At 73.8% G+C, this 21,569-nt stretch carries 18 protein-coding genes; 5 read left to right on the forward strand and 13 right to left on the reverse strand.

What is annotated here, in order from left to right; translation table 11 throughout:
* Positions 1–132: 132 nt before the first annotated feature.
* A complete protein-coding gene (locus K1Y72_RS13255; RefSeq protein ID WP_220166515.1) occupies positions 133–1,236 on the forward strand; it encodes an alpha/beta hydrolase in 1,104 nt (367 codons plus the stop codon).
* A gap of 15 nt (positions 1,237–1,251) precedes the next feature.
* On the opposite strand, the gene K1Y72_RS13260 is transcribed toward K1Y72_RS13255, so the two are convergent.
* The 5 genes from K1Y72_RS13260 to K1Y72_RS13280 all read right to left on the reverse strand — a co-directional run bounded on the left by K1Y72_RS13260 (position 1,252) and on the right by K1Y72_RS13280 (position 7,720).
* A complete protein-coding gene (locus K1Y72_RS13260; RefSeq protein ID WP_220166517.1) occupies positions 1,252–2,265 on the reverse strand; it encodes a zinc-binding dehydrogenase in 1,014 nt (337 codons plus the stop codon).
* Positions 2,266–2,355: 90 nt separating this feature from the next.
* Positions 2,356–3,651: a threonine/serine exporter family protein gene (locus tag K1Y72_RS13265; protein ID WP_220166519.1), complete on the reverse strand. Its 1,296-nt coding sequence runs from the start codon at positions 3,649–3,651 to the stop codon at positions 2,356–2,358.
* 58 nt (positions 3,652–3,709) lie between these two features.
* Positions 3,710–5,428, reverse strand: coding sequence for an aspartate-alanine antiporter (aspT, locus tag K1Y72_RS13270; RefSeq protein WP_220166521.1), 1,719 nt, complete (start codon positions 5,426–5,428; stop codon positions 3,710–3,712).
* Between the two features lie 5 nt (positions 5,429–5,433).
* A complete protein-coding gene (locus tag K1Y72_RS13275) occupies positions 5,434–7,092 on the reverse strand; it encodes a bifunctional aspartate transaminase/aspartate 4-decarboxylase (protein WP_220166523.1) in 1,659 nt (552 codons plus the stop codon).
* 139 nt (positions 7,093–7,231) lie between these two features.
* Entirely contained in the window at positions 7,232–7,720 is a 489-nt protein-coding gene (locus K1Y72_RS13280) for a MarR family transcriptional regulator (RefSeq protein ID WP_372452878.1), read from the reverse strand.
* 101 nt (positions 7,721–7,821) lie between these two features.
* Here K1Y72_RS13280 and icmF point away from each other — a divergent pair, with 101 nt between their 5' ends.
* Positions 7,822–11,082, forward strand: a complete 3,261-nt coding sequence (icmF, locus tag K1Y72_RS13285; protein ID WP_220166527.1) for a fused isobutyryl-CoA mutase/GTPase IcmF — start codon at positions 7,822–7,824, stop codon at positions 11,080–11,082.
* Entirely contained in the window at positions 11,079–11,846 is a 768-nt protein-coding gene (locus K1Y72_RS13290; protein ID WP_220166529.1) for a helical backbone metal receptor, read from the forward strand. Before icmF ends, K1Y72_RS13290 begins: the two co-directional genes overlap by 4 nt.
* Before the next feature lie 13 nt (positions 11,847–11,859).
* Here K1Y72_RS13290 and K1Y72_RS13295 read toward each other — a convergent pair whose 3' ends face one another.
* The 6 genes from K1Y72_RS13295 to K1Y72_RS13320 form a co-directional block, all read right to left on the reverse strand.
* Positions 11,860–12,861, reverse strand: a complete 1,002-nt coding sequence (locus K1Y72_RS13295; protein ID WP_220166531.1) for a 2-hydroxyacid dehydrogenase — start codon at positions 12,859–12,861, stop codon at positions 11,860–11,862.
* A 77-nt stretch (positions 12,862–12,938) separates the two neighbouring features.
* Complete coding sequence (locus K1Y72_RS13300; RefSeq protein WP_220166533.1) at positions 12,939–13,535, reverse strand: TetR/AcrR family transcriptional regulator; 597 nt, start codon at positions 13,533–13,535, stop codon at positions 12,939–12,941.
* A complete protein-coding gene (fabG, locus tag K1Y72_RS13305) occupies positions 13,532–14,290 on the reverse strand; it encodes a 3-oxoacyl-ACP reductase FabG (protein ID WP_220166535.1) in 759 nt (252 codons plus the stop codon). Before fabG ends, K1Y72_RS13300 begins: the two co-directional genes overlap by 4 nt.
* A gap of 47 nt (positions 14,291–14,337) precedes the next feature.
* Positions 14,338–15,489, reverse strand: coding sequence for an acyl-CoA dehydrogenase family protein (locus K1Y72_RS13310; protein ID WP_220166537.1), 1,152 nt, complete (start codon positions 15,487–15,489; stop codon positions 14,338–14,340).
* A gap of 115 nt (positions 15,490–15,604) precedes the next feature.
* Complete coding sequence (locus K1Y72_RS13315; protein WP_220166539.1) at positions 15,605–16,318, reverse strand: Bax inhibitor-1/YccA family protein; 714 nt, start codon at positions 16,316–16,318, stop codon at positions 15,605–15,607.
* Between the two features lie 700 nt (positions 16,319–17,018).
* On the reverse strand, positions 17,019–17,357 hold the full coding sequence (locus tag K1Y72_RS13320; protein ID WP_220166541.1) for a DUF3099 domain-containing protein: 339 nt from the start codon (positions 17,355–17,357) through the stop codon (positions 17,019–17,021).
* Between the two features lie 49 nt (positions 17,358–17,406).
* Here K1Y72_RS13320 and K1Y72_RS13325 point away from each other — a divergent pair, with 49 nt between their 5' ends.
* A complete protein-coding gene (locus K1Y72_RS13325; protein WP_220166543.1) occupies positions 17,407–17,643 on the forward strand; it encodes a dodecin in 237 nt (78 codons plus the stop codon).
* 94 nt (positions 17,644–17,737) lie between these two features.
* Here K1Y72_RS13325 and K1Y72_RS13330 read toward each other — a convergent pair whose 3' ends face one another.
* Both K1Y72_RS13330 and K1Y72_RS13335 read right to left on the reverse strand, forming a co-directional pair.
* The gene (locus tag K1Y72_RS13330; protein WP_220166676.1) at positions 17,738–19,117 is read right to left on the reverse strand and encodes a metallopeptidase TldD-related protein; all 1,380 of its coding nucleotides are present in this window, start codon (positions 19,115–19,117) and stop codon (positions 17,738–17,740) included.
* Between the two features lie 5 nt (positions 19,118–19,122).
* The gene (locus tag K1Y72_RS13335; RefSeq protein ID WP_220166545.1) at positions 19,123–20,622 is read right to left on the reverse strand and encodes a TldD/PmbA family protein; all 1,500 of its coding nucleotides are present in this window, start codon (positions 20,620–20,622) and stop codon (positions 19,123–19,125) included.
* A 240-nt stretch (positions 20,623–20,862) separates the two neighbouring features.
* Here K1Y72_RS13335 and K1Y72_RS13340 point away from each other — a divergent pair, with 240 nt between their 5' ends.
* The gene (locus K1Y72_RS13340) at positions 20,863–21,567 is read left to right on the forward strand and encodes a beta-ketoacyl-ACP reductase (RefSeq protein WP_220166547.1); all 705 of its coding nucleotides are present in this window, start codon (positions 20,863–20,865) and stop codon (positions 21,565–21,567) included.
* The last annotated feature ends 2 nt before the right edge of the window (positions 21,568–21,569 follow it).

Consider the following 21,569-nt stretch of genomic DNA (forward strand, 5'->3'; position numbering starts at 1 on the left):
TGTGCACAGGACATCCGCCGGAAGACCGACAGCAAAAGGTATACAACGGGCGGCCCGGCGATCCAGGGTCCGCCGCGCCGGGCGTGCGCTAGCCTGCCGCCGGAACCGCACGCGGCGGCGAGGAGACCGGGCATGGGCGAGATCGTCAGGGAGTTCGTCGGGCTGCCGTCCCCGCTGGTCGGACGGGCGGGCGCGGGCGGCCACCCCTGCCAGGGCGTCTACCACCGGCCGCAGGGGGAGAACCCGGGAACCGCGTTCATCGCCACCCATTACAACGTGGACTTCTCCGAGCACTACCTCGCCGAGCACCTGGCGGCGCGCGGGTACGGGTTCCTGGGCTGGAACACCCGCTTCCGCGGCGCCGAGCCCTACTTCCTGCTCGACCACGCGCTCGCCGAGATCGGCGTCGGCGTCCGCTGGCTGCGCGAGCAGGCGGGCGCGGAGCGGGTCGTGCTGCTCGGCAACTCCGGCGGCGGGTCGCTGATGGCCGCCTACCAGTCGCAGGCGACCGAACCGAACGTCACGCCGGTCGCCGGGATGCGGCCCGTCGAGGCGATCGGGGACCTGCCCGCCGGGGACCTGTTCGTCGCGCTCGCCGCCCACGCGGGCCGTCCCGAGGTGCTGACGGCCTGGATGGACCCCTCGGTCACCGACGAGACCGACCCGCTCTCGGTGGACCCCGCCCTCGACCCCTACGGCGAGGAGAACGCCCCGCCCTACGGCGAGGCGTTCCAGGCCCGCTACCGGGCCGCGCAGCGCGCCCGCAACGAGCGCATCACCGACTGGGCGATCGGCGAGCTGGCCGCCCTGGACGGCACCCGCGCCCGCGACCGCCTGTTCAACGTGCACCGGACGTGGGCGGACCTGCGGATGGCCGACCCGTCGATCGAGCCGTCGGACCGCCGCCCCAACCGCTGCTACCAGGGCGACCCGAAGCGCGCCAACTACGGCGTGTTCGGCCTCGGCTCGGTCTGCACGCTGCGGAGCTGGCTGTCGATGTGGAGCCTGCGCACGTCCCAGTGCACGGCCGCGCCGCACCTGGCGCGCGTCACCGTCCCGTCGCTGGTCGTCCACGCGACCGCCGACGAGGGCGTGTTCGACAGCGACGCCCGCGCGATCCTCGGCGCGCTCGCCGCCGCCGACAAGACCCTGGAACTGGTGAAGGACGGTCACTACCTGCCCTCCTCGCGCCCGCTCGCCGCCGACCTCATCGACGCGTGGGTCCGAGGACGCTGACGGCTCCGGCGAACGTCACGGCTTGAGGACGAGCCGGATCGGGTTGCCCTCCTTATTGACCAGCCGCTCGACGGCCTTCGGCGCGTCGGCGAGGGGCAGCACGCCGGAGATGGAGCGGGAGAACTCCACTCGGTGGCCGCGCACGAGGGCGAGCAGCTCGGCGAGGTCGGTGAACTCCGACCCGTAGTGGCCGCGGATCTGCTGCTGGAAGTAGCTGAACGCGGTGCCGTCGCTGATGGTGAGCGGCTTGTTGGTGAGCCCGACCAGCACCATCCGCCCCTTCGGGCCGAGGCACTTGGCGGCCTGCTCGCGCACCGGCGCGACCCCCGCGAAGTCGAAGGCGACGTCGACGCCCGCGCCGCCCGACGCCTCCCGGATGCGCTGGACGGCGTCGTCGGCGGCGGAGTCGACCGCGACGTCGGCGCCGAAGTCCAGGGCGCGGTCGCGGGCGGCCTCCAGCGGGTCGATCGCGATGATGGGCGCGGCGCCGATCACACGGAGGAGCTGGACGGCATGCGCGCCGAGCCCGCCGACGCCCCACACCGCCGCCGGGCGGCCCGCCGCGGCCTGCCCGGTCGTGGTGATCGCCGCCCAGGGGGTGGACACCGCGTCGGGGATGATCGCGGCCTGCTCGAACGGCAGGTCGTCGGGGATCGCCAGCAGCGTGTCGGCGGCGGCGACGGCGAACTCCGCCCAGCCGCCGTCGTAGTCCACGCCGCGGGTGTAGACGACGCCGCCGCGCTCCTCGCCGGCGGCGAGCATCACCCGGTCGCCGGGCTTCCAGGCGGTGACGCCCGCGCCGAGGCGCTCGACGGTCCCGGCGGTCTCGTGGCCGAGGGTGACGGTGTCGCCCTTCAGGTAGAGCGGCCGCAGCGACCCGTCGATGAGGTGCACGTCCGACAGGCACACCCCGGCGGCCTCGACCTTGACCCGGACCTCGCCGGGGCCGGGCTCGGGCACCGGGACCTCGGCGACCTGGAAATCGCGGGTGGCGACGTTCAGCCGCCCGGCGAGCATCGTTGCAGTCATGGGGGGACGATTCCCCCGCGAGGTCAATTCCAGGCAAGATCCGGACGATCTTTGTGCGGGCCGCTCCCGCGCGCCGTCCCGCGCGGCCGCTCAGGCGCGGGGGCGCGGCCGCAGGCTGCTGCCGACGAGCGTGCCGAGCGCGATCGCGATGACGGCGAGCAGCGCGTTCAGCAGGCCCGCGGCGCCGCGCGCGCCCCCGGCGTCCAGCAGCTCGCGCAGGCTGGTGAGGCCGAGCGCGCCGGGCACCAGCATCCAGAACGAGGTGAGGAACGTCACCTGCGTCGCCGGCGCGTTGCGGCGGCTCTGCAGCGCGTACCCGAGCGGCGTGATGGCGGCCGCGCCGAGGAACGCGCCGAGCAGCGCGCCGCCGAGCGCGGACCCGGCGACCTGCACCGTCCACACGGTGTAGAGCGCGACGAGCAGCCACGGCAGGGTGTGCGCGGGCGCGCTGTAGTGCATGTAGAACCCGACGCCGAGCAGCAGCACCCCGAGCCAGGGCGCCCACCAGCCGAGCGACGCCGCCTCCGGGTCGGGGACCGGCGTCGCGTGCGCGGCCTGCACGCCGACGAGGATCCCGAAGGCCAGCAGGAACAGCACGTTGATGCCGTAGATGAGGCGGCTGCTGCCCGCCACCATGGCGCCGGCGGCGAGGTCGATGGCGCCGACGGTGAGCGCCGCGCCCGGCAGCAGGGACACGAGCGGCGGCACGAGCAGCTGGACGGGGTCGCCGTCGGCGAGCGCGCCGGCGAACCGGTAGGCGAGGACGGTGATGAGCAGCGAGGCGAGCACCGGCAGCACCAGGGCGAGGTTGCGCACCCGCCCCGCGAGCAGCCGGAGCGCCCCGACGAGCAGCCCGAGCAGCAGGTAGCCCGCCATCGCGCCGGTCGTCGCGTCGCGGATCAGCCCGAGCCCGAGCGTCAGCACCGCGTGCCCGGTGAGCACGGTCGCGGGCGACAGCCGCGACGGCTCGGCCTTGACGCGGGCGAGCCGGAGCGCGCCCTCGCCCGGGTCGAGCAGGTGGCGGCGACTGTCGGCGAGCAGCGCGCGCACCTCGCCCACCTGGTCCAGGCGCAGGTTGGCGCCGACGGGCGCGAAGTCGACCGCCTCGGGGGCGAGCGTCATCGGGCCGCCCGGACCGCCGTCCGTCGGCCCCGACCGCACCCAGACGCCCGTCGGCAGCACCATGATGCGGAAACCGGCGGCGCCGTAGGCGCGGGCGAGCTCGCCGATCTCGGCGGTGACCTGCGTGCTCGGCTCGCCGCTCTCGCAGAGCGCGACGGCGAGATCGCGCAGGTACCGCACCAGCTCGGGCGGCGGCCCGTCCTCGGGGACGGGCGGCGCGACCGGGCGCAGCGCGTCCAGCGCGCCGCGCACGCGCGGCGGCACGCGCGGCAGCGCGGTTCTCCGGAATCTCGGGATCAGGGCGCCTCCCCGCGGCGGAATCTCATGTGAGCGCGCCCGCCATGGCGACGGCGACCGGGCCGAGGAGCGGCAGGACGACGTTGGAGAGCGCGTAGACGATCGTGTACGCCATCAGCGGGGTGCTGTTGCCGGCCGCCTGCTGGATGGCGGTGATCGCGGGCGTGGAGCACTGCTGGCCCGCGATCGAGCCGAGCGCGAGCGGCGCCGGCAGCTTCATGATCTTCCAGGCGACGACGAGCGACAGGCAGGCCGGGATCAGCGTCATGCAGATGCCGGCGAGCGGCAGCGACAGCCCGTACTTGCCGATCAGCTCGACGGCCTTCGGGCCGGACGAGAGGCCGACCGCGCAGATGAAGGTGGCGAGCCCGAGGTCCTTGATGACGGAGGCCGCGGCCGGGTCGTACTGGCCGTGCGCGGGGTTCTTGGCGCGCAGCCACCCGAACAGCAGGCCCGACAGCAGGCAGCCGCCGCCGGTGCCGAGCGACAGCGGCACGTCCCCGAGCGTCAGGGTGACCTTGCCGATCAGCATGCCGAGGATGATGCCGACGGCGATGTACACGAAGTCGGCCTTCACTCCCGGGTCGATGCGGAGGCCGAGGCGGCCCGCGGCGGCGGCGACCGCGGACGACGCGCCGGTCAGCCGGATCTCGTCGCCGGAGTGCACGACGGTGTCGGGCCGCATCGGCAGCGGCTGCTCGACCCGGCTGAGGTCGGTGAGGAACACGCCCCGCGCCGAGCCGGCCAGGTCGTCGCGGACGTCGCCGAGGCGGCGCCCCGCGCGCGGCAGGTGCGCGAGCTGCACCTGAGCGACGTCAAGGTCGCTGTTCAGCGCGTCGGCGTCGCCGAGCTCGGGGCCGATGACGGCGTCCGCGCCGGCGAGCGCCGCGCGCGGCCCGTACAGCACCAGCACGTCGTCGCGGGCGAGCACGGTGTCCGGGGACGCCCCGGCGGCGGCCGGTGCGGCGGTGCCCGCGCCCGCAGCCGTGGCGCCGGGCTCCTGCACGCGCTCGACGGTGACGCCGTCGCCGAGCCGCCGCTCCAGCTCGGCGACGGTGAGGCCGGTCGCGGTCGTCACGCGGTGCGCGCGGCCGACGAGCGACGGCAGGTCCTTCGGGGCGTCGTCCTCGCCGCTCCCGCCGAGCGCCGCCCACAGCTTCCGGGCTTCGGCGCGCAGGTCGATGCGCATGATGGCGGGGAAGAACTGGCTGCTGAGCAGCACGATGGTGATGAGGCCGCAGATGTAGGAGATGGAGTAGGCGGTGCCGACGTTGGCCTGCAGCGTGGCGATCTGCGCGGCGGGCAGGTGCAGCTTGCCGATGGCCTCGGTCGCGGTGCCGAGCACAGCGGACTCGGTCGCGCCGCCCGCGAGGAGCCCGGCGGCGGTCCCGACGTCCAGGTCCAGGGTGACGATCGCGACCGCGGTGATCGCCAGGATGGCGACCACCTCGACCACGGTGAACACGCCGTAGCGCAGGCTCTGCCGGTTCAGGTGGGCGAAGAACGACGGCCCCGCCATGAACCCCAGGGTGAAGATGAACATGGCGAAGGCGATGTTCTTCACCTGGTCGTTCAGGGTGACGTCGGCGACCAGCCCGACGAGGATCGCCACGATCAGCGTGCCGGCCACGCCGCCGAGCGAGAGCTTCCAGATCTTGACGCGGCCGACCGCGAAGCCGAGGGCGAGGCTGATGAACAGCGCCATCTCCGGCAGGTCCTTCAGCAGGTCCTTGAACCAGTCCATCGGCGTCAGCCGCTCTTCGCCGCGTCGTACTCGGCCTTGTACTCCTCGACGAGCTCGCGCAGGGCGCGCCCGATCCGCTCGTAGGCGTCGTCGCGCAGGTTGGCGAGGCTGACGCGCACGCTCCACGGCGGCCCGTCGAACCCGCCGCCGTTCAGCAGCACGACCGAGCCCTTCGCGGCGAGCCGGAACACCGGGTCGGCGGGCTCGAAGCCGTCCTCCAGCCAGCGGGCGAAGTCCTCGCCGATGTCGCGCCGCACGTAGGACAGCAGGTCCAGCTCGACGTAGTAGCCGGCGGCCAGCGGGTCCTGCGGGACGGGCACGCCCATGCCCTTGGCGAGCGCGTGCAGCCGCCGCGAGATGATCGCCCGGCAGTTCCGCTTGTAGGCGCCGGCCTCGTCCAGCAGCGCCGCCAGGGCGAACAGCGCCATCTGCACCTGCTGGGGCAGCGACAGCCCGGCGGTGTGGTTCAGCGCGACGTCGCGCGAGTCGGCGACCAGGCGGTCCACGAACCGCAGGCCGTCGGGGTCGAGGCTGATGCTGCCGTAGCGCTCGCGCAGCCGGGCCTTGTCGGCCTCGGGCAGCCGCGCCAGGCGCTCGTCGAAGATGTTGTCGCGGCTGACCGAGATCACGCCGAGGCGCCAGCCGGTGCAGCCGAAGTACTTGGAGAACGAGTAGACGCCGAGGGTGTTGCGCGGCGCGGCGGCCATCAGCGACCGGAACCCGTCGACGAACGTGCCGTACACGTCGTCGGTGATGATGGCCAGGTCCGGGTTGGCGGTGCGGGCGATCTCGGCGATCCGGTCCAGGGTGGCGCCGTCCAGCATGACCGACGGCGGGTTGGACGGGTTGACCAGGAACAGCGCCTTGACCTTCGGATCGGCGAGCTTGTCGATCTCGGCCGGGTCGTACTGCCAGGTGTGCCCGCCGTCGGCGTCGACGCGGGTCGCCTCGATCTCCAGGACGTCGAAGGCGTAGCGCTCCAGCTTGGGGATCTCCAGGTACGGCGTGAAGATCGGCGTCATGATGGCGATCGTGTCGCCCTGCGCGAGCAGGCCGTTGACCTGCGCGGAGTCGAACAGGTAGCACATGGCGGCGGTGCCGCCCTCGGTGGCGAACAGGTCGAACGGCGCGTCGGGCTCGCGCCCGCCGTGCATCTCCTGCACCAGGTAGCGGCCGACGACCCGCTCGGCGTGCGGCAGCATCCGGTCGGGGCTCGGGTAGTGGTCGCCGATCACGCCGTCGGCGAGCTCCCACACCCAGTCGTCCTCGGCGAAGCCGAGCCCGGAGACGCCGTACTCCAGCGACCGCGCCAGCAGGTCCGCGCCGGGCTCGCCGTGGTGCTCGCGCAGGAAGTCGCGGAAGCGCCCGGCGATGCCGTCCTTGTCCGGCGCGCCCGCGAGGCCGTCCCACTCGTCCCAGTCGCGGCGGGCCTCGGCCAGGCCGAAGGCGCCGAGCAGGAAGAACGCCTCGCGCGGGGCGGTGGCGATCCAGTTGGGGTTGCCGCGGCCGGCGTTCAGCAGCGTGGCGGCGGCGTGCTTGGTGTGCTCGTCCTCGGCGTGCCGCTGGGCGAGGTCGATCAGCTCGTTCTTCAGCTCGAACGGGCTGAGCGACTCCCAGCGCTTCTCCTCGTCCCTGGAGACGGGTCTCGCCTGATGGATGGTCATGGTCGTCCGTCCCCGATCGTTCGCGGCGGGGGGTCGTGATCTTTCTGTCCGGCCGCGAGCGCCGGAATGCCGCACTTGGGGGATTCCTGACCGTCGGCAGGCCGGGACGATGCCGGGCGGGACGGCGCCGGGCGGCGGCTCAGTCCGGCAGGTCTCCGGCGGAGACCCGGACGGCGCGCAGCGCGCCGGTGACGGCGGCCGCCTGCTCGGCGGTGAGGTCGGCCAGGCCGAAGCCGTCCTCGTGCAGCGCCGCGGTGGCGCGCTCGGCGAGCTCGCGGCCCGCCGGGGTGATGGTGGCGAGGACGACGCGTCGGTCGTCGGGGGAGGGGGCGCGGCGGGCGAGGCCGCGCTGCTCCAGCCGGCCGACGACGTTGGTGACCGAGGCCGGGTGCACCATCAGCCGGACGCCCATCTTGCCCATCGGCAGCGTGCCGGTGCGGGTGAAGGCGAGCAGCCGGAGCGCCTCGTAGGCCGCGAACGTCAGCCCGAACGGCTTCAGCGCCGCCTCGATGCGGCCGAGCAGGAGCTGCTGGGCGCGCATCACCGACGTCACCGCCGCCATGCGGTCGGCGTGCTCGGGCCACCGGGCGCTCCACTGGCGGTGCGCCTCGGCGATCGGATCGGTCACGGGGTCCACCGTAGGGCACCTCGCGTTCTTGACGGGGCGGCGGGCGGAAACTATTTTAGCTTCCAAATATTGGATGTCCAAGGTTCGGTGCGGAGGTCACGATGGCAGCGCCTACGCCGCGGCTGCACACCCCGGTCCACCCGGTGCGGTTCGTCACCGCCGCCGCCCTGTTCGACGGCCACGACGCCGCGATCAACATCATGCGGCGGATCCTGCAGTCCCAGGGCGCCGAGGTCGTGCACCTCGGCCACGACCGCTCGGTCCGCGAGGTCGTGGACGCGGTGCTGGAGGAGGACGCCCAGGGCGTCGCGATCAGCTCCTACCAGGGCGGCCACGTCGAGTACTTCGAGTTCCTGGCCCGCTCCCTGGCCGAGGCCGGCGCCGGCCACGTCAAGATCTTCGGCGGCGGCGGCGGCGTCATCGTGGCCGCCGAGATCGACCGGCTGCGCGCCGCCGGCGTGCGCATCTTCTCGCCCGAGGACGGCCAGCGCCTCGGCCTCCCCGGCATGATCAACGAGCTGGTCCGCGACGCCGACACCGACCCGGCCGCCGAGCCGCCCGCCGCGGACGCCGTCCTCGCCGGCGACCGCCGCGCCCTCGCCCGCGCGATCACCTGCCTCCAGGAGGGCCGGCTGCCCGAGGACGCCCTGCGCGCCCTGCGCGCGGGGGCCGCCGCGCGGCGCGTCCCGGTCCTCGGCATCACCGGCACCGGCGGCTCGGGCAAGTCCTCCCTCACCGACGAGCTGGTCCGGCGCCTGCGCGCCGACCAGCAGGACAAGGTCCGCGTCGCCGTCCTCGCCGTCGACCCGACGCGCCGCCGCGGCGGCGGCGCGCTGCTCGGCGACCGCATCCGGATGAACTCCCTGGACGGCGAGCACGTCTTCTTCCGCTCCCTGGCCACCCGCGGCGCGCACGAGCTGCCCGAGCACACCGCCGACATTCTCGCCGCGGTCAAGGCCGCCGGGTACGACCTGGTGATCCTGGAGACGCCCGGCATCGGGCAGGGCGACGCCGCCGTGGTCGACCTGGCGGACCACGCCCTGTACGTGATGACGCCCGAGTTCGGCGCGGCGTCCCAGCTCGAGAAGATCGACATGCTGGACTTCGCCGGCACCGTCGCCATCAACAAGTTCGAGCGGCGCGGCGCCGCCGACGCCCTGCGCGACGTGTCCCGGCAGCTCGTCCGCAACCGCGAAGCCCACAAGGGGGTCGCCGGGGGGCGTGGGGGGTCGTCCCCCCTCGGGAGGTACAGGTCGAGGCCCGAGGACATGCCGGTGTTCGGCACCAGCGCCGCGACGTTCAACGACGACGGCGTCACCGCCCTCTACCTGCACCTGGCCGCCGAGCTCGGTTTGGAGCGCGGCGTGCTCGCGCCCGTCGAGGGCCGCACCTCCACCGGCGCCGCGCAGGTCGTCCCGCCCGCCCGCGTCCGCTACCTGTCCGAGATCGCCGAGACCGTGCGCGGTTACCACGCCGAGACCGGGGCGCAGGCCGCCGCCGCACGCCGCGTCCAGCGCCTGGAGGACGTCCGCGCCGAGCTGGCCGGGACCGGCGAGATCGACGGCCTGCTGGACGCCGCCCGCCGCGACGTGACCCCCGACAGCGCCGAGCGCCTCGCCGAGTGGCCCGCCGTCGTGGAGTCCTACTCCGGCGACGAGCAGGTCGTCCGCGTCCGCGACAAGGAGCTGCGGACCGCGCTGACGCGCGAGTCGCTGTCGGGCAACCGCATCCCGCGCGTCGCGCTGCCCCGCTACACCGACCACGGCGAGCTGCTGCGGTTCCTGCGCGCCGAGAACCTGCCCGGCCGCTTCCCCTTCACCGCCGGCGTCTTCCCCTTCAAGCGCGACAACGAGGACCCCGCCCGCATGTTCGCGGGGGAGGGCGACCCGTTCCGCACCAACCGCCGCTTCAAGCTGCTGTCGGAGGGCCAGCCCGCGACCCGGCTGTCCACCGCGTTCGACTCGGTCACCCTGTACGGGCGCGACCCGGGGGAGCGGCCCGACGTCTACGGCAAGGTCGGCACCTCCGGCGTCTCGGTCGCGACCCTGGACGACATGAAGGCGCTCTACGACGGCTTCGACCTCGCGGCGCCGACCACCTCGGTGTCGATGACGATCAACGGCCCGGCGCCGACCATCCTGGCGTTCTTCCTCAACACCGCCATCGACCAGGGCCTGGACGCCTTCCGCGCCGAGCGGGGCCGCGAGCCGTCCGGGGAGGAGGCCGCGGAGATCCGCGCCCGCGTCCTCGCGACGGTGCGCGGCACGGTGCAGGCCGACATCCTCAAGGAGGACCAGGGGCAGAACACCTGCATCTTCTCCACCGAGTTCTCGCTGCGGATGATGGGCGACATCCAGGAGTGGTTCATCGCCAACCGGGTCCGCAACTTCTACTCGGTGTCGATCTCCGGCTACCACATCGCCGAGGCCGGCGCGAACCCCATCAGCCAGCTCGCGTTCACCCTCGCCAACGGCTTCACCTACGTGGAGTCCTACCTGGCGCGCGGGATGGACGTCGACGACTTCGCGCCGAACCTGTCGTTCTTCTTCTCCAACGGCATGGACCCCGAGTACAGCGTCCTCGGCCGCGTCGCCCGCCGCATCTGGGCCGTCGCCATGCGCGACCGCTACGGCGCCGGCGAGCGCAGCCAGAAGCTCAAGTACCACGTGCAGACCTCGGGCCGCTCGCTGCACGCCCAGGAGATGCACTTCAACGACATCCGCACGACGCTGCAGGCGCTCATCGCGATCTACGACAACTGCAACAGCCTGCACACCAACGCCTACGACGAGGCCGTCACCACCCCGACGGCCGAGTCGGTGCGCCGCGCCCTGGCGATCCAGCTCGTCATCAACCGCGAGTGGGGCCTCGCGATGAACGAGAACCCCCTCCAGGGCTCGTTCGTCATCGACGACCTCACCGACCTGGTCGAGGAGGCGGTGCTCGCCGAGTTCGACCGCATCAGCGAGCGCGGCGGCGTCCTCGGCGCGATGGAGACCGGCTACCAGCGCGGCCGCATCCAGGACGAGTCGATGCTCTACGAGCAGCGCAAGCACGACGGGACGCTGCCCATCATCGGCGTCAACACCTTCCGCGACCCGGCGGCGGAGGGCGGCACCCCGGAGACGATCGAGCTGGCCCGCGCCACCGAGGACGAGAAGCGCTCCCAGCTGGAGCGGGTGCGCGCCTTCCAGGACGCCCACCGCGAGGACGCCGAGGCCGCCCTCGCCGCGCTCAAGGACGCCGCCCGCGCCGGGGACAACGTCTTCGCCGTCCTCATGGACGCCGCCCGGGTGTGCAGCCTCCAGCAGATCACCGACGCGTTCTTCGAGGTCGGCGGCCAGTACCGGCGGAACGTGTGAGCGTCCCGCGCGACGACACCGGCGCGCCCGTCCCCCTCCCGGACCGGGTGCGCCGCGTGGTGTCGCTCGTGCCCTCGCTCACCGAGTCCGTCGCGGTCACCGCGCCCGGTCTGCTGGCCGGCGCCACCGACTGGTGCACCCACCCCGAGGGGCTGGACGTGCCGCGCGTGCGCGGCACCAAGAACCCCGACCTGGACGCGGTCGCGGCCCTGGAGCCCGACCTCGTCGTCGGCGCCGCCGAGGAGAACCGGCCCGCCGACGTCGCCGCGCTGCGCGCCGCGGGCGTCCCGGTCTGGATCACCGACATCCGCACCGTGGACGGCGCGCTCGCCTCGCTCCGGCGCCTGCTCACCGAGGGCTGCGGCCTGCCCGCGCCCGCCTGGCTGGACGACGCCGCCCGCGCCTGGGCCGCGGTCGAGCCCGGCCCGCCGCGCACCGCGATCGTGCCGATCTGGCGGCGCCCCTGGATGGTCGCCGGCGGCGCCACCTTAACCGGCGACGTCCTCGCCCGCCTCGGCGTCCGCAACCGCTACGCGGACCATCCCGAGCGCTACCCCAAGATCGGCATCGGGGAGCTGACCGCCGCCGGCGCCGACCTCGCCGTCCTGCCCGACGAGCCCTACCGGTTCACCGCCGCCGACGGCCCCGAGGCGTTCCCCGGCCTGCCCTGCGCCCTGGTCAGCGGGCGCCTGCTCACCTGGTACGGGCCGTCCCTGGCGGACGCGCCGCGGCTGCTCGCCCGGCAGCTCGCCGCCGCGTCCTGACCGGGCGTCCCGGTCAGGCGTCGCGGCCGCGCACGAGGGTGTTCTCCGTCGCGCGCCCGGCGAGGTAGTCGTCGACGTTGGCGGCCTGCGTCGCCAGGATCGTCGCGGTCGCCTCCGCGGTGAAGAACGCCTGGTGGGAGGTGACGACGACGTTCGGGAACGTCATCAGGCGGGCCAGCACGTCGTCGGTGACGACCTCGTCGGACAGGTCGCGGAAGAAGTAGCGCTCCTCCTCCTCGTACACGTCCAGGCCGACGCCGCCGAGCCGCCCGGCGCGCAGCGAGGACACGAGCGCGGTCGTGTCGATGAGGCCGCCCCGGCCGGTGTTCACCAGGATCGCCCCGTCGGGCAGGCAGGCGAGCCGGGAGGCGTCGATCAGGTGCCGGGTCTCGGGCGTCAGCGGGACGTGCAGCGACACGATCTCCGCGCGGCCGAGCAGGTCCTCCAGCGGCAGGTAGGTCATGCCGAGCGCCCGGCACTCGGGGTTCTCCTCCCGGTCCCAGCCGTACAGGCGCATCCGGTAGCCCTGCGCGATGCGGGCGAACACGGTGCCGATCCGGCCGGTGCCGACGACGCCGACCGCGCGGCCGTGCAGGTCGCGGCCGAGCAGCCCGTCCAGCCGGAAGTCGAACTCGCGGGTGCGCTGGTAGGAGCGGTGCACGTGCCGGTTGAGGGCGTGCACGAGCGTCCAGGCGAACTCGGCGACCGAGTGCGGCGAGTAGGAGCTCACCCGCGCGACCCAGAGGCCGAGCTCGCGGGCGGCGTCCAGGTCGATGTTGGTGTACCCGGACGCGCGCTGGGTGATGAGGCGGGTGCCGCCCGCCGCGAGCCGGCCGAGCAGCGCGGCGTCCAGCCGCGCCGCCGGGCTCGTGCAGACCGCCTCGTAGCCCGCCGCGAGCCCGACGGTGTCGCCGTCGGGCACCCACGTCACGCAGTGCAGCGGGTGGCGGTCCTGGAAGTGGCGCTCCAGCGCCGCCCGCTCGTAGGTGCGCACCCCGCAGGCCAGCACTCTCACCGGCGTCCCCCCGTCAGCCGAAAGATCTTGCTGGCAGGCTAACAAGCGGTGACCGCGCGCGCACCCGGCGCGGCCCGTCAGCGCGGCGGGTCGTCGGCGGGGACCGGGACGGGCCGGGCGGTGAACAGGTCGCCGAGGCAGGCCGCGACCCGCTCGTCGAGGTCGCCGGCCGCGACGCCGGTCTCCCGGGCGAGCTGCTCGCGCAGCAGCGTGTACCCGTACACCGCCGCGGTGAGCGCGGCGTGCACGGCGTCCACGTCGCCGCTGGCGAGCTCGCCGCGGGCCGCGTCGGCGGCGAGCGCCGCGCGGCCCGCGCCCCGGTTCGGCAGCACCCGCGCCCGCTCGTCGCCGTCCAGGACGAGCAGCGTGGTCAGCCGGATCGCCTCGGGGAGCCGCACGTTGGTGCGGATCAGCCCGGCGAGGCGGTCGCGGAGCGGCAGCCCCGACGCCGACGCCGCGTCCGCGGCGTTGCGCCGCGCCGCGTGCAGCAGCGCCGAGCGGAGCAGCGACCGGCGCGACCCGAAGTACTGGTAGACCAGGCCCCGGTTCACGCCGGCCTCGTCGGCGACCTCGCGCAGGTTGAGGCCGGCGAGGACGCCGCCGCGCGACAGCAGCCGGGCGGCGGCGCCGCGCAGGGCGTCCTCGGTGGCCTCGCGGCCGCGCGCGGCGGTCACGCCTTCGGACCGCCCGCCACGTAGATGACCTGGCCGGACACGAACCCGGCCTCCTCGCGGACGAGGAACGACACGGTCGCGGCGATGTCGTCGGGGCGGCCGACCCGCTGCACCGGGATCTGCCTGGCCGCCTCGGCCTGGAACACCTCGAAGTCGACGCCGACGCGTTCGGCGGTCGCCGCCGTCATGTCGGTGACGATGAAGCCGGGCGCGATCGCGTTGGCGGTCACGCCGAACTTGCCGAGCTCGATCGCCAGGGTCTTGGTGAACCCCTGCATGCCGGCCTTGGCCGCCGCGTAGTTGGCCTGCCCGCGGTTGCCGAGCGCCGAGGTGGACGACAGGTTGACGATGCGGCCCCACCCGGCCTTCGTCATGTGGGCCTGCGCGGCGCGGCTCATCAGGAACGCGCCGCGCAGGTGCACCGACAGGACCGCGTCCCAGTCGTCCGCCGACATCTTGAACAGCAGGTTGTCGCGCAGGACGCCGGCGTTGTTGACCAGCACGACCGGCGGGCCGAGCTCGGCGGCGATCCGCGCGACGGCGGCCTCCACCGCGGCCTCGTCGGCCACGTCCACGCCGACGGCGAGCGCGGTGCCGCCGGCCTCCTCGATGCCGGTCGCGGTGGCGGCGCAGGCGGCCTCGTCGAGGTCGCACACCGCGACGGCGAACCCGTCGGCGGCGAGGCGCCGGGCCACCGCGGCGCCGATGCCGCGCGCGGCCCCGGTGACGACGGCGACCCTGGTGTCGGCGGTCATGTCGGTTCCCCTCCTGTGGGTGCGGTCCGGTCGGTGCGGCGGGCGGCTCAGACGCCGAGGTCCTTGGCGATGATGGTCTTCAGGACCTCGCTCGTGCCGCCGTAGATGCGGGCGACGCGGGCGTCGGTGTACAGGCGCGCGATCGGGTACTCCAGGATGTAGCCGTAGCCGCCGTGCAGCTGCAGGCACTTGTCGACGACGCGGCCCTGCACCTCGGTGCAGAACAGCTTGGCGCGGGCGGCGTCGGCGGGGGTGAGCTCGCCGGCGTCCAGGGCCTCGACGCAGCGGTCGATGAGCGACTGGGCGGCCTCGACCTCGGTGGCGCACTCGGCGAGCACGAACTTGGTGTTCTGGAACGCCGCGACGGGCTTGCCGAACACCTTGCGGTCCTGCACGTAGGCCTTGGCGAAGTCCACGGCGGCCCGCGCGGAGGCGTAGGAGGTCGTGGCGATCCCGAGGCGCTCCTCGGCCAGGTTGTGGGTGAGGTACTCGAAGCCGCGGCCCTCCTCGCCGAGCAGGTCCTCGGCGGGGACGCGCACGTCGGTGAACGACAGCTCGGCGGTGTCGGAGCTGCGCAGGCCGATCTTCTCCAGCTTGCGGCCGACGGCGTAGCCCTCGCTCTTGGTGTCCACCGCGAAGATCGACAGGCCGGTGCGGCGGTTCTCCGCCGACGGCGGCGCGGTGCGCGCGACGACGAGCATCCGGTCGGCGAGGACGCCGCCGGTGATGAAGGTCTTGGCGCCGTTCAGGATGTAGTGGTCGCCGTCGCGGCGGGCGGTGGTGGCGATGCCGGCGAGGTCGGAGCCGGTGCCCGGCTCGGTCATCGCGATGGCGAACATGGCGTCGCCGGCGACGAAGGCGGGCAGCCAGCGCTTCTTCTGCTCCTCGTTGCCGAACTTCAGCAGGTAGGGCAGGCAGAGGTTGACGTGCACGCCGTAGCCGCCGAAGCTCACGCCGGCGCGGGCGCACTCCTCGGAGATCACCAGCTGGTACTTGAAGCTGGTCTCGCCGGCGCCGCCGTACTCCTCGGGCACGGTGATGCCGAAGACGCCGAGCTCGCCGAGCTTGTTGTAGAAGTCGCGCGGCGGGTGGCCGTCGTGCTCCCACCGCTCGTAGTGCGGGGCGACCTCGGCGTCGATGAAGGCCCGGATCGTCGAGCGGAAGTCCTCATGGTCCTCGGTGAACACGGTACGGCGCACGGCCGGACTCCTTCCTCGGTACGGCTGGCTCGATGAATCTAGCGTTCCGCTAAATCATGCTCGAACCCGATTCTAGGACGCCGTTCGAGCGCCGCGCACCCCCGGGCCGCCCCGGCTAGTCGTTGCGGGTGAAGATCTGCAGGAAGAACAGGAACACGTTGAGCACGTCCAGGAAGATCGACGCCGCCAGCAGGGGCGCCGTCGCCACGTCGGTGGACCGCCGCAGCCGCTGGAAGTCGACCATGGTCAGCCCCGCGAAGATCACCAGGCCGAGCACCGAGTAGACCAGCTGGCCGCCGGGGATCTGGACGAAGACCAGCACGAGGCCGAACACGATGAGGGCGAGCAGCGCCCAGAAGGAGATCCGCGCGACGACCGCGAGGTCGCGCCGGGTGGCGTAGCCGGCCGCGCCGAACGCGGCGATGAACAGGGCGGTCGCCCCGGCCGCCCGGTACAGGGCCTCGGGCTGCGCGCTCGCGTACGTCGCGAGGAGCGGCGCCAGCGCGACGCCCTCCAGCAGGCCGAACGCGGCGAGCAGCCCCACCGTCAGGGGCTTGGACCGGCGCACGGCGAACTGCATCGCGAGCAGGCACACGAACGCGGCGATGAACGCGACGATCCCGGCGGCGCCGCTCAGGTTCCGCCCGGCGTAGGCGCCGAGCGCGAACAGCGCGGCGGTCGCCGCCACGTAGCCCATCGTCTGCGCGAACAGCGTGTGGGTCCGTCCTCGGGCGGCCGCTCCGGCCGCCGGGTGGTACTGCAGTACTCGCTCACGGGTTCCGCTCCGGTTCCGTCGGATGGCGTGGAAGGTGGTCACAGCGATGGTCACGGCCGGTCGGGGGCGGGCGTGCCGCGCCCGCCCCCGACCGCACCCTGGTGGTGCCCCGGCCGCGACCCTTTTATAGGAGAGGGGCGCGCGGGGCCGGGACGCGCTGCGCCGGCCCGGCGCGTCAGTGCCGCGAGGGCGCGGCGCAGCGGAACCCGGCCGCGGCGTCCCGGCCCTTGGCGAGGGACACCGCCGGGTAGCGGCAGAGGCGCCGCCGCCGCCGACGCCGGTGTCGGCGGCGGCCGCGTAGCCCTGCTTGACGGCGGTCGCGACCGCGCCGGGGTCGCATCGCAAGTACTTCACCGGGCCCTACGAGCACCGCACGCTCCCCGACATCGGGCACGACCTGCCTCAGGAGGCGCCCACGGCCTTCAACCCAGGCGGTCGTCGACGCCGCCCGCCTCTGAGCGAGCCGCCCGCACGCAGGGGAGAAGTCCGGGAGGGTAAAAGTTCGGACCGGCGGGGTTTCGGCGCCTGGCCTGGATCGGCCGGTGCGAGGTCTTGCCTACGCGGCCGCCGTCGGGTAAGCGGCGGGGTCCGGGAAAGAAAAAGCGGCGCCGGGTGGATACGGGGGCAATCCACCCGGCGCCGCACATCGGTGTTCCGACGGGGGCCCGGAACACCGGTACGGGCGCCCCGACGGGGGACCAGGGCGCCGAGACAAATCGTACACCGAACCCCCCGGGTCCTAGTCAAGGGAAAGTCACGACCCGATTTCCGGGTGCTGTCCGGAAATCCCCTTGTGGTGCTGGCTTTGCGGCGTCGAGAAACGGGTCGGGGCGACGGGCGCGCGGCCGGCGTTGGCCACCACGACCGCGATGTAGGGCAGGAAGACGGCGCCGACGATGAGGGCGCCGGTCAGCCAGAACGGCGCTCCGGCGAGCGCGGCCGCGACCGCGCCGAGGAAGCAGCCGGTCCGGATGCCCATGGACACGAGATAGCGCCGCTGCCGCTGCGCGATGTCCTCCGACAGCGGGCGGGGCGCGTCGGTGACCGCGTGGACCTCGGTCCGCGCGGCCTGCCTGCGGGGATTGACCTTCACCTCTCCACGGTAATCCCATGGATGACCGCTGGCGACACCAGGAGGCACCATGTCGGATCGCACGTACCGGGTCACCGAGATCGTCGGGACCTCGCCCGAGTCGGTGGAGGCCGCCGTCCGCAACGGCGTCCGCCGCGCCGCGCGCACGCTGCGCGGCCTGGACTGGTTCGAGATCACCGAGGTCCGGGGGCAGATCGAGGACGGTGAGGTGGCCCACTTCCAGGTGGGCCTGAAGGTCGGCTTCCGGCTGGAGGAGCCGGGCGACCAGGAGCCCGCCCTCGGCTGACGGCGGGCCCGTCCCACGGCGCCCCAGGGGCGCCTGTGCGGCCCCCGGGGACGCCGCCCCGCCTGACCAAGGCAGGACGCGTCCCCGGGGACCGTCAGGACGCCTGGGAGACCGTCGACATGTTGAAGTCGTCCACCCGCAGCGCCGGCATCGCGGCGCGGGTGAAGTAGTCCGACCACTCGCGCGGCAGCGTCGGGACGGTCGCGCCGACCTCGCCGAGCCGCGACAGCAGGTCCACCGGGCTCTCGTTGAACCGGAAGTTGTTCACCGCGCCGACGACCTCGCCGTTCTCGACGAGGTAGACGCCGTCGCGGGTGAGGCCGGTGAGCAGCAGCCGCTGCGGGTCCACCTCGCGGATGTACCAGAGGCAGGTGAGCAGCAGCCCGCGCTCGGTGCGGGCCACCATGTCCTCCAGCGCGGCGCCCCCGGCCGGCCCCGACATGATCAGGTTGTCGATCGGCGGGGTGAGCGGCAGCCCGGTCCGCCCGGCCGACAGCCGGGTCTGCTGGAGCGCGGCGAGCTCCCCGTCCTTGATCCAGTCGGTGCGGCCGAGCGGCAGCCCGTTGTCGAACACCGACGCGTCGCGGCTGGAGGCGTGCGCCAGCAGGAACGGCGCGCAGGCGAGGCCCGCCGCGTGCGGGTCGCTGGACAGGGTGACCGGCAGCGAGGCGAGGCGCTCGCCGACGCGGGTGCCGCCGGGCGCGCTGAACACCGTCCGGCCGTCCTGGGCGTCCTGGGCGCCCGCCGACCAGTACAGGTAGATCATCAGGTCGGCGACGGCGCTCGGCGGCAGCACCGTCTCGTACCGGCCGGCCGGCAGGTCGATCCGCCGCTCGCCCCAGCCGAGCCGCTCGGCGAGGCCGCCGGCGAGCCCGGCGACGTCCACGTCGGCGAAGTCGGCGGTGCCGACGCCCGTCCACGCCGACCCGCCCGCGCCCTTGGCGTTCAGCTCCAGCAGCCCGGTCGGCTGGTCGTGGCGGAGCCGCAGCCCCGCCGAGGTGCCGAGGAAGGAGGAGGTGACGACGTGGTTGGCGAACCCGTACAGCCGCCGGTCGCCGGCCTCGGCCTCGGCGAACGCCTCGCCGAGCGCGGGCGCGAGCCCGGCGTAGACGCCGATGCCGGTCTCGGCGGGCGGGGCGTCCCAGTCGCCGCCGGCCGCCGCGTCCGCCGGGCCGACGAGCGGCGCGGCGTCCTCGGCGGGCTCGCCGTCCTCGGCGACGGCCTCGGCGGCGCGCACCAGGTCCTCGATGTCGCCGGCGCCGACCGCGGCGCGCGACACGACGCCGGTGGCGACGCCGCCGGGCACCTTGCGGAGCGCGATGACGGTGAGCCGGTTGCCCCGGGTGACGCCGTTGGTGGTGAGGGTGTTGCCGGCCCACCGCAGGTTCGCGGTGCCCGACTCGTCGGCGATGACGATGCAGTCGTCGGCGCGCGACAGCGCGAGCGCCCGCTCGACCGCCTCCTGCGGCCTGATGGTCGTCACTGCCCGCCCTCCTTCTGGGTGTTGAGGATGTTGACGCCGCGGAACAGCGCCGACGGGCAGCCGTGGCTGACCGGCGCGACCTGCCCCGGCTGGCCCTTGCCGCAGTTGAACGCGCCGCCGAGCACGTAGGTCTCCGGCCCGCCGACGGCCTCCATGGAGTTCCAGAAGTCGGTGGTGGTGGCCTGGTAGGCGACGTCCTTGAGCTGCCCGGCGAGGCGGCCGTTCTCGATCCGGTAGAAGCGCTGCCCGGTGAACTGGAAGTTGTAGCGCTGCATGTCGATGGACCAGCTCTTGTCGCCCAGGACGTAGATGCCGCGCTCCACCCCGGCGATGAGCTCCTCGGTGGACGGCCCGCCCTCGGCGGGCGCCAGCGACACGTTCGCCATCCGCTGGATCGGCATGCTGGACGCCGCGTCGGCGAACGCGCAGCCGTTCGAGCGGTCCTGGCCGGTGAGGGCGGCGATGCGCCGGTCGGTCTGGTAGCCGGTGAACCGGCCGCCGGTGATGATCTCGAACGCCTGGGTCTCCACGCCCTCGTCGTCGTACCCGATGGTCGACAGGCCGTGCTCGGCGGTGCGGTCGCCGGTCACGTTCATGACCCGGGACCCGTACTGCAGGGAGCCGAGCTTGTCGGGGGTGGCGAAGGAGGTGCCGGCGTAGGCGGCCTCGTAGCCGAGGGCGCGGTCCAGCTCGGTGGCGTGCCCGATCGACTCGTGGATGGTGAGCCACAGGTTGGAGGGGTGCACCACCAGGTCGTAGGCGCCCGCCTCGACCGACGGCGCGGCGAGCTTCTCGGCGAGCAGCTCGGGCAGGGCGGCGAGCTCGCCGTCCCAGTCCCAGTGCCCGCCGGTGAGCCACTCCCAGCCGCGGCCGACCGGCGGCGCGAGGGTGCGCATGGTGTCGAAGGCGCCGTCGGCGATGCCGACGGCGTTCACCACCGGGTGCAGCCGGACCCGCTGCTGGGTGATGGCGTTGCCGGCGAGGTCGGCGAAGAACTTGTTCTCCTTGACCTGCAGCAGCGTCGCGTCGACGTGCTGGACGCGCGGGTCGGCGAGCAGGCCGCGGCTCCACCCGGCGAGCAGCGCGACCTTCTCGGTGGTCGGGATCGTGAACGGGTCGGTGTCGTAGGCCGACACCCAGGTCCGCTCGCCGTGGACGGGCTCGGGCGCCAGCTCGATCGGCTCGCGGTTGACGGCGCGGGCGATGCCGGCGACCTGCACCGCCTGCTCGGCGACCTTGGCGGCGCCCTCGGCGGTCAGGTCGATGCCGGCGGCGAAGCCCCAGGTGCCGTCCACCACGACGCGGACGGACAGGCCGAGGTCGTCGGCGTCCACGGAGGTCTCCAGAGCGGCGTCCTGGAGGCGGAGGGTCTGGCTGCGGATGCGCTCCAGGCGGAAGTCGGCGTGCGCCGCCCCGAGCTCGCGGGCCTTGGACAGGGCCGCGTCGGCCAGCGCCCGCAGCGGTAGCGCGGTGAATGCGGGATCGATGTCATGCACCCTCCGCAACCTACCCCGCGGGCATCGGCGAAAGCGGCCCCGAACGCCGGAGGCGCTCCCCGGGCCGCCGAAAAGACCTTGACGCGCCGCCCGGGGGCGTACAAGCCCCCGGGCCTGGTCTTTGTAGGCGTCGCCACATGCGCGGCCCGGCCCGGATGTGATCGGATACGGTCGCGCCCGCGATGTGACCTGACCGACACCGCGCGGGCCCCACAGACCCGAACTATCGAGAGGTACGAGATGAGTCGCTCTGTCCTCGTGACCGGCGGGAACCGGGGCATCGGCCTCGCGATCGCCCGCGAGCTGGCGGCCGCCGGCGACGCGGTCGCCGTCACCTACCGCTCCGGCGAGCCCCCCGCGGGGCTGTTCGCCGTGAAGTGCGACGTGACCAGCACGGAGGACGTGGACGCCGCGTTCGCCAAGGTCGAGGCGGAGCAGGGCCCGGTGCAGGTGGTGGTCGCCAACGCCGGCGTCACCAAGGACACGCTGCTGGCGATCATGAGCGAGGACGCCTTCACCTCGGTGCTGGACACCAACCTCACCGGCGCGTTCCGGGTGGCCAAGCGGTCGGTGAAGGGCATGATGCGGGCGCGCACCGGCCGGATCATCCTCGTCTCCTCCGTGGTCGGGCTGAGCGGCTCGGCCGGGCAGGCCAACTACGCCGCCTCCAAGGCCGGCATGGTCGGGTTCGCCCGGTCGCTGGCCCGCGAGCTGGCCTCCCGCAACATCACCGTCAACGTCGTCGCGCCCGGGTTCGTCGACACCGACATGACCGCGGTGCTGTCGGACGACCAGCACAAGGCGATCGAGGGCGTGATCCCGCTCGGCCGCAAGGCGCGGCCCGAGGAGATCGCGAAGACCGTGCGGTTCCTGGCCGGCGACGACGCGGCCTACATCACCGGGGCCGTGATCCCCGTCGACGGCGGACTCGGAATGGGGCACTGAGC

The sequence above is a fragment of the Actinomadura parmotrematis genome (genome assembly GCF_019458805.1).
In the GTDB taxonomy this organism is placed as follows: domain Bacteria; phylum Actinomycetota; class Actinomycetes; order Streptosporangiales; family Streptosporangiaceae; genus Spirillospora; species Spirillospora parmotrematis.

Coding starts and splice junctions, on each gene's coding strand:
- fabG (WP_220166535.1), bottom strand. CDS start 14,290: ATGACCGCCGACACCAGGGTCGCCGTCGTCACCGGGGCCGCGCGCGGC.
- K1Y72_RS13255 (WP_220166515.1), top strand. CDS start 133: ATGGGCGAGATCGTCAGGGAGTTCGTCGGGCTGCCGTCCCCGCTGGTC.
- icmF (WP_220166527.1), top strand. CDS start 7,822: ATGGCAGCGCCTACGCCGCGGCTGCACACCCCGGTCCACCCGGTGCGG.
- K1Y72_RS13260 (WP_220166517.1), bottom strand. CDS start 2,265: ATGACTGCAACGATGCTCGCCGGGCGGCTGAACGTCGCCACCCGCGAT.
- K1Y72_RS13340 (WP_220166547.1), top strand. CDS start 20,863: ATGAGTCGCTCTGTCCTCGTGACCGGCGGGAACCGGGGCATCGGCCTC.
- aspT (WP_220166521.1), bottom strand. CDS start 5,428: ATGGACTGGTTCAAGGACCTGCTGAAGGACCTGCCGGAGATGGCGCTG.
- K1Y72_RS13275 (WP_220166523.1), bottom strand. CDS start 7,092: ATGACCATCCATCAGGCGAGACCCGTCTCCAGGGACGAGGAGAAGCGC.
- K1Y72_RS13325 (WP_220166543.1), top strand. CDS start 17,407: ATGTCGGATCGCACGTACCGGGTCACCGAGATCGTCGGGACCTCGCCC.